Raw genomic sequence first — 8,223 nt, forward strand, 5'->3', positions numbered from 1 at the left:
GGGCGGGCCCCTCCCCGGAGCGGGTGCGCCGGGGAGGCGGTACCGCCGCCCCGGCACCCGTGGCGGTCACGGGGCGGGCCGTCCCGGTGGGGGCCGCCGATCAGTCGCCGACGATGGTGGTCAGGAACTCCCCGGTCCAGGACAGCAGTTCACGGCCGATCACCGGCTTGCCGCCCACCCGTGCCGTCATGGGACGCGGTACCAGCACCTGGCCCGTCGCCGGCTTGATCAGGGTCCCCGGGTACAGCCGCTTGAGCCGCAGTTCCCGTGATTCCGCCAACTCCACGGGCGCGAACCGCACCTTGTTGCCCTGGAGGGTGATCTCGGTGACCCCGCAGGAGCGGGCCGACATCCGCAGCCCCGCGACCAGCAGCAGGTTCTCCACCGGCTCGGGCAGCTTGCCGTAGCGGTCGGTCAACTCCTCCCGGACCGCCGCGATGTCCTCCTCGGTGGTCGCCGCCGCGATGGCCCGGTACGCCTGGAGGCGCAGCCGCTCCCCCGGCGCGTACTCGTGCGGGACGTGCGCGTCCACCGGCAGCTCGATCCGCACCTCCGCCGGCGGCTCCTCGGCCGTGCCCTCACCGCCGGCCTCCAGCGAGGCCCGGTAGTCGGCCACCGCCTCGCCGACCATCCGCACGTACAGGTCGAAGCCGACGCCGGCGATGTGCCCGGACTGCTCGGCGCCCAGCAGATTGCCGGCGCCCCGGATCTCCAGGTCCTTCATCGCCACGTACATGCCCGCGCCCATCTCGGTGTGCTGCGCGATGGTCGCCAGCCGCTCGTGGGCGGTCTCGGTCAACGGACGCTCGGGCGGGTACAGCAGGTAGGCGTAGCCGCGTTCGCGGCCACGGCCGACCCGACCGCGCAACTGGTGCAGCTGGGAGAGTCCGAAGGTGTCGCCGCGCTCCACGATCAGGGTGTTGGCGTTGGAGATGTCGATGCCGGACTCCACGATCGTGGTGGAGACCAGCACGTCGAACCGCTTCTCCCAGAAGTCCACCACCACCCGCTCCAGCGCCTGCTCGGACATCTGGCCGTGCGCGATGGCGATGCGGGCCTCGGGCACGATGCGGCGGAGCCGGGAGGCCGCCCGGTCGATCGACTCCACCCGGTTGTGGATGTAGAAGACCTGTCCCTCGCGCAGCAGTTCGCGACGGATCGCCGCGCCGATCTGCTTCTCGTCGTACGGGCCGACGAAGGTCAGCACCGGGTGCCGCTCCTCGGGCGGGGTGGTGATGGTGGACATCTCCCGGATGCCGGTGACCGCCATCTCCAGGGTGCGCGGGATCGGCGTCGCGGACATGGTGAGCACGTCCACGTTGGCCCGCAGCTTCTTCAACTGCTCCTTGTGCTCGACGCCGAAGCGCTGCTCCTCGTCCACGATCACCAGGCCGAGGTCCTTGAAGCGGGTCTCGGAGGAGAACAGCCGGTGGGTGCCGATGACCACGTCCACCGTGCCGCCCCGCAGCCCCTCCAGCACCGCCTTCGACTCGGTGTCGGACTGGAACCGGGACAGCGCCCGCACGGTCACCGGGAACTGCCGGTACCGCTCGGTGAACGTGTTGAAGTGCTGCTGCACCAGCAGCGTGGTCGGCACCAGCACGGCCACCTGTTTGCCGTCCTGCACCGCCTTGAACGCCGCCCGCACCGCGATCTCGGTCTTGCCGTAGCCCACGTCGCCGCAGATCAGGCGGTCCATCGGGACCGACTTCTCCATGTCCTCCTTGACCTCGCCGATGGTGGTCAGCTGGTCGGGGGTCTCGGCGTACGGGAAGGCGTCCTCCAGCTCCCGCTGCCAGGGGGTGTCCGGACCGAAGGTGTGACCGGGGGCCGCCATCCGCGCCGAGTACAGCTTGATCAGGTCGGCGGCGATCTCCCGCACCGCCTTGCGCGCCCTGGCCTTGGTCTTCGCCCAGTCGGCCCCGCCCAGCCGGTGCAGCGAGGGCGCCTCGCCGCCGACGTACCGGGTCACCTGGTCGAGCTGGTCGGTGGGTACGAACAGTCGGTCGCCGGGTTGGCCGCGCTTGGCCGGCGCGTACTCCACCAGCAGGTACTCGCGGGTGGCGCCCTGCACGGTGCGCTGCGCCATCTCCACGTACCGGCCCACGCCGTGCTGCTCGTGGACGATGAAGTCGCCCGGCCGCAGGGTCAGCGGGTCCAGGGTCTTGCGGCGGCGCGCGGGCATCCGCTGCCCCTTGGCCACGCCGCGCTGCCCGGTGAGGTCGGTCTCGGTGAGGACGGCCAGCCGCAGGTCGGGGGCGACGAAGCCGTTCTCCACCGAGCCGCAGGTCACGTGGACCACCGCCGGGTCGATGCCGTCGTCCAGCCCGGGGTCGAAGCGGGCCGCGATCCCCTCCCCGCCCAACACCTCCACGGTCCGTCCGGCCGGACCCTGGCCCTCGGTGAGGTAGACCACCCGCCAGCCGTCGGAGAGCCAGCCCTTGGTGTCGGCGAGGGCGCGGGCGGTGTCGCCGCCGTAGCTCTCCGGCGCCCGCAGACCGGTGCGCAGGGTGTCCCCGCCGGCCGCGACCGGTCCCCCACCGGTGCCGTCGGCGGTCGGGTCGGCGGCGAACGGGGAGATCGACCACCACATCAGGTCCAGCTCGCGGGCCCGCTCGCGCACCTCGGCGATCGAGCGCAGGGAGGCGGCGCCGACGTCGATCGGGGCCTCCCCGCCACCGGCGGTCGCGGCCCAGGACGCGGCCAGGAACTCCTGGCTGGTGGCGACCAGGTCGGCCGCCCGGGTGCGGACCCGCTCGGGGTCGCAGACCACCGCCATCGACTCGGGCGGCAGCACGTCGAGCAGCAGCTCCATCTCGTCCACCAGCACCGGCGCCAGGGACTCCATGCCCTCCACCGCGATGCCCTCGGCGACCTTCCCCAGCAGCTCCTCCAGCTCCGGGTGCTCCTCGGCCAGTGCCGCCGCCCGCTCCCGGACCTGCGGGGTGAGCAGCAGCTCGCGGCAGGGCGGGGCCCACAGGCCGTGCTCGGCGACCTCCAGCGAGCGCTGGTCGGCCACCTTGAACCAGCGGATCTCCTCGATGTCGTCGCCCCAGAACTCCACCCGCAGGGGGTGTTCCTCGGTGGGCGGGAAGACGTCCAGGATGCCGCCGCGCACGGCGAACTCGCCGCGCTTCTCCACCAGCTCCACCCGGCTGTACGCGGCGGCGGACAGGGCCTCGGCGACCTCGGCGGGGTCGGCGGTGCCGCCGGTGCGCAGTGCCACCGGTTCCAGGTCACCCAACCCCTTGACCTGGGGTTGGAGTACCGAGCGGATGGGGGCGACGAGGACCTTCACCGGGCCGGCCGCCGGATCGTCCGCGCTGGGGTGGGCGAGGCGGCGCAGCACGGCCAGGCGGCGGCCGACGGTGTCGGAGCGGGGGGAGAGCCGCTCGTGCGGCAGGGTCTCCCAGGAGGGGAACTCGACCACGCCGTCCGGGGGGAGCAGGGAGCGCAGCGCGGCGGCGAGGTCCTCGGCCTCCCGGCCGGTGGCGGTGACCGCCAACACCGTGCGCTCGGTGCCCCGGGCCAGCGCCGCCACGGCGAAGGGGCGGACGGCGGCGGGACCGACGAGGTCCACGTGCCGCCGGTGGCCGGTCGCCGCGGCCCGGACCGCCTCTTCGAGGGCGGCATCTTCCACGACGGCGTCGAGCAGGCCGTGCAGACTCATGAGGAGACCATCCCGGGTGGGGAGCGGGGGAACACGCGAAAGACCCGACACGTGGAACGGGCCGGGGTTCCCACCCTACGCCCGCCCGCCGAGACCCGGTGTCGCGCGGCGGTGCCGCCGGGGCACGGTCACCGCCGGGCCGCCCGGTCGGGTCATTCGACGATCAGGAAATCGTCGACGTCGAGCTCCACCGGTGGCCCGGCCCCGTCCGTACCGTCCGAGCCGTCGCTCCGGGGGTCCGCGGGGAAGTCGGATCCCATCCGCACCACCTCCGGCACGAGGAACCGCTCCCCCGACGGATACACGGCCCGCGAGCGGTACTCGCCGCCCCGGGGGTCGGAGAACACCACCACCTCGCGCCGCCGTCGGTCCCCCACGACGTACACGGGGACGGCGGCGGCGGCGTAGCTCTGCGGCTTGGTCGTGAGATCGGTGATCCGGTTGCTCGAGGTGATCTCCACGACCATGCGAAAGACCTCGGGGGCACAACAGTTGAAGGCGACCGCGTGCTTGCCGAACCCGACCTCCACCACGGCCAGGTCCGGTACCGCGTAGTCCTCGTCCCCGGTGGGCAACCACAGCCCCACCCCCTGCACCACCTCGGTGCCGTGCCCCTGGAACGGCGCCAGGGCGAAGGTCAGGCGGGTGAGGGAGCGGGCGTGCCCGGAGTCCGGTGGGGGGGTCACGAGAAGGCGTCCTCCGACGATTTCCACGCGGTGACCGGGCAGTGCCTCGTGCAACCCCTCGGCCGCGTCCAGGAGCGGGGTGCCGGCACGGGGGCCGACCACGGTCATCGCCACATCCGGCCTCCTGTCGCGCTCAGGGGTCACCGCACTCACTCCCGATCGTAGGGTCGCTCCGACCTGTTCCTCTCCGATTGTGTCCTCCCTTCGGCGGGCGCGCAGCGGTGTGGCGGGGGCGGCGGTGCCGCGGTGCGGCCGGACCGTCACTCGGTGGCGATGGCCCGCAGGATGTTCATCCGTCCCGCCCGGAAGGCCGGGATCAGCGCGGCCAGCAGACCCACCAGCGCGGACCCGATGAAGACGATCACGATCACGTTGACCGGGATCTCCAGGACGTCGATCCCCTCCAGGGCCATGACCCGCTGCGAGGCCCAGCCCCAGAACAGCCCCAGGGCGACGCCCAGCACCGCCCCGAAGAGCGCGATGACCACCGACTCCAGACGGATCATCCGGCGCAACTGCCGCCGGGAGAGACCGATGGCCCGCATCAGGCCGATCTCCCGGGTGCGCTCGACCACCGACAGCGCCAGGGTGTTGATCACGCCGAGCACCGCGACGATGATCGCCAGCGCCAGCAGGCCGTAGACCATGTTCAGCAGCATGCCGACCTCGCTGCGCACCAGCTCCTTGTAGTCGGCCTGGTCGCGGACCACGACCTGCGGGAACGGCTCCAGGGCCGCCTCCAGCGAGGCCCGGGCCTCGGCCTGCCGCCCCTCCTCGGCGATGGCGAAGAGGCCCCACGGCAGCGGCATCGCCTCCTCGGGGATGAACTCCTCGGCACCGGCGATGCCGATGTAGGCGGCGTCGCCCTCCGTCGCGGCACCGGCCGAGGTGGTGATGGCCCGCACCGTCAGGGTGGTGGTGCCCCCGCCCTGGGTCAGGACCTCGAGTTCGTCACCGAGTTCCACGCCCTGCCGCTCGGCGACGGTGTCGGTGAGCGAGATGCCACCGGGGGCCAGTGCCCCGTCGATGTCACCCTCGGCGACATCGACGGCGAAGACCCGCGGATACGCCTCGTTCACCATGGCCAACCGCTGGTCGAAGGCGTCGTCCCCGCCCCCACCGACGGGGGTGAGTTCGGCGCGGATCTCCCGGTACTCCGAGATCGCCTCCAGGTCGTCGGCGCCCCGGGCCGCCTCGACCGCTTCGGGAATCACCGGCGTGAAGCCCTCGTTCTGCACGATGAAGTCGGCGCCGATGGTCTCGTCGATGGCCTTGTCCGTGGAGGCCACCAGGGAGGCCCCGGCCACCGACAGCGCCGACACCAGCGCGAGTCCGATCATCAGCGCGGAGGCGGTGGCGCCGGTCCGCCGGGGGTTGCGCAGCGCGTTGCGCTCGGCCAACCGGCCGACGGAACCGAAACCGCGCAGCAGCACCGCGCTCAGGCCCCGGATCACCAGCCCGACCAGCGCGGGTGCGGCGAGCACCAGACCGACCAGGGTCAGCGGGATGCCCACACCCAGGAGCTGCCCGGCCGCGCCGGCGGACTCCGTGCCGGTGACGGCGATCAGCGCGGCGACACCGAGCGCCAGCAGCGCGGCGCCGATGGCGGCACGCACCCGCCCCGCCCTCACGTCACCGGGGTTGCCGGCGTCCTGGAGGGCGGCCATCGGGGTGATGCGACCGGCCCGACGGGCGGGAATCCAGGCGGCGATCAGGGTGACCGTGACACCCAGCACGATGCCGGTGACCGGGACCGCCCATCCGACGGTCAGGTCGTCGGTGCTCAGGTTCATGCCGACCGCGCCCAGGATCGCCATCAGCGCGATGGCGATGCCGATGCCGGCGACGAAACCGAGCACGGATCCGACGATCCCCAGCAACAGCGCCTCGACCATCACCGAGCGGTTGACCTGACCGCGCTGCGCGCCGATGGCGCGGAACAGCCCGATCTCCCGGGTTCGCTGGGCGACCAGCATGGTGAAGGTGTTGACGATCAGGAAGATGCCGACCAGCAGGGCGATACCGGCGAAGCCGAGCAGCACCCAACGGATGATGTCGAGGAACTCCCCGAGCGCGTTGCGGTTGTCCTCGGCGTACTGCTCGGCGGTGCGGACCAGGTACTGCTCGCCGTTCACGGCGGAGGCCACCCGGTCACGCATCTCCTCGTCGGACACCGCGTCGGTGGTGTCCACGTAGAAGGCGGTGTAGCCGTCCTCCCCGCCGAGCAGGATCTCCTGCGCGGTGGCGGTGTCGAAGTAGAGCAGGGTGGCGCCGGGGTTGGTGATCCGGAACTCCACGATGCCCGAGACGGTGGCCTCGAAGGACCCGCCGACGCTCAGCAGCCGCAGCTCGTCGCCGACGGCCACCGAGGAGTTCTCGGCGGTCTGCGAGTCCACCATCACCTCGCCGGAACCCTCGGGGGCCGCGCCCTCGACGATCTCCATGGAGCGCAGCTCGATCGGGGTCCAGTTGGCGACGATGGTGGGCGCGCCGGTGGCGGGGCCGATGTTCTCGTTGTCGGCGTCCACCGCGACGACGCTCTGCGAGTCGAGGTAGCCGGTGACCTCCTCGACGCCGTCGACGCCGCGGAGGGTCTCCACCACCTCGCCGGGCATGGTCTCCGGGCGGCCGGTCATCGCGGGTGTCTGGTCGAAGCCGCCGGAGTCCTCCGCCGTCCCCGGCGTGACCATGACGTTCGAGGCGCTGACGGTGAACAGCCGGTCGAAGGTGGTCTGCATGGTCGCCGTGAAGACGAGCGTGCCGCAGACGAAGGCGACGGAGAGGAGCACCGCCAGCCCGGAGAGGATCATCCTCCCCTTGTGCGCGAAGAAGTTGCGCAGGGATGTCTTCATCACGCTCACGACGTGCGCCCCCGGCCCTCGAAGCCGCGCATGCGGTCCAGCACCTTCTCGGCGGTGGGGGCGGTCATCTCGTCCACGATGGCGCCGTCCGCGAGGAAGAGGATGCGGTCGGCGTACGCCGCGGCGGTGGGGTCGTGGGTGACCATCACGATGGTCTGCCCCAGGTCGTCCACGGAACGGCGCAGGAACTCCAGGATCTCGGTGCCGGCCCGCGAGTCGAGGTTGCCGGTCGGCTCGTCACCGAAGATGATCGCCGGTTTGGAGGCCAGCGCCCGGGCGACCGCGACGCGCTGCTGCTGACCGCCGGAGAGCTGCGCGGGACGGTGGCCGAGCCGGCCGGAGAGACCGACCGTCTCGATGACCTGGTCCACCCACTCCCGGTCCGGCTTCCGGCCCGCGATGTCCATCGGGAGGGTGATGTTCTCCGCCGCGGTGAGGGTGGGCAGCAGGTTGAACGACTGGAAGATGAAGCCGATGTTGTCCCGGCGCAGGCGGGTCAGCTGCCGGTCGTTGAGTCCGGTCAGCTCGGTGTCGCCGACCCACACCCGGCCGGAGGTGACGGAGTCCAGGCCCGCGAGGCAGTGCATGAGGGTGGACTTGCCCGAGCCGGAGGGGCCCATGATGGCGGTGAAGGCGCCGCGCGCGATCTCCACGCTCACCTCGTTCAGCGCGAGGATGCGGGTCTCGCCCTCCCCGTACGCCTTGACGACGCGTTCCGCGCGGGCGGCCGATACCCCACCGGATCCCCCGTCGTCCCCGGCAGTCGTCCGTGTTGCCGCCGCTTCCATGATGTTCTCCCCTGACCGATCTCTCACGTGTTCCTTATCCCACCCCAGAGGCTAGGGTTCCGCGCGTCGTGGCTCATCGCTCCCGGGAGGGAACCCGATGGGGAGGCGGGTCATCACGTGGTCGCAGGATCCCCTAGGGGGCTCTCCCGCAGGATCGACCCCTACGTAGGGGAAGGCGCAAGTCCCCTTCCGGGGTCCCGGGCGGGAGTGCGGGGGTC

Annotated in this window: 4 protein-coding genes; all 4 read right to left on the reverse strand. The window is 72.1% G+C overall.

The annotated features are described in order from the left end of the window. Positions 1 to 100: 100 nt before the first annotated feature. Positions 101 to 3,670, reverse strand: a complete 3,570-nt coding sequence (gene mfd, locus FNQ90_RS06675; RefSeq protein ID WP_182605416.1) for a transcription-repair coupling factor — start codon at positions 3,668 to 3,670, stop codon at positions 101 to 103. Between the two features lie 152 nt (positions 3,671 to 3,822). Continuing rightward, a complete protein-coding gene (locus FNQ90_RS06680; RefSeq protein WP_323379810.1) occupies positions 3,823 to 4,500 on the reverse strand; it encodes a Uma2 family endonuclease in 678 nt (225 codons plus the stop codon). Between the two features lie 116 nt (positions 4,501 to 4,616). Then, positions 4,617 to 7,217 carry an ABC transporter permease gene (locus FNQ90_RS06685; protein WP_182605417.1) on the reverse strand — a complete coding sequence of 867 codons (2,601 nt, stop codon included), beginning with the start codon at positions 7,215 to 7,217 and terminating at the stop codon, positions 4,617 to 4,619. Then, positions 7,214 to 8,005, reverse strand: coding sequence for an ABC transporter ATP-binding protein (locus FNQ90_RS06690; RefSeq protein ID WP_182605418.1), 792 nt, complete (start codon positions 8,003 to 8,005; stop codon positions 7,214 to 7,216). The genes FNQ90_RS06685 and FNQ90_RS06690 overlap by 4 nt, the downstream gene beginning before the upstream one ends. Between the last annotated feature and the right edge of the window lie 218 nt (positions 8,006 to 8,223).

Origin of the sequence: Streptomyces alkaliphilus, assembly GCF_014141535.1 — a bacterium.
In the GTDB taxonomy this organism is placed as follows: Bacteria; Actinomycetota; Actinomycetes; order Streptomycetales; family Streptomycetaceae; genus Streptomyces; species Streptomyces alkaliphilus.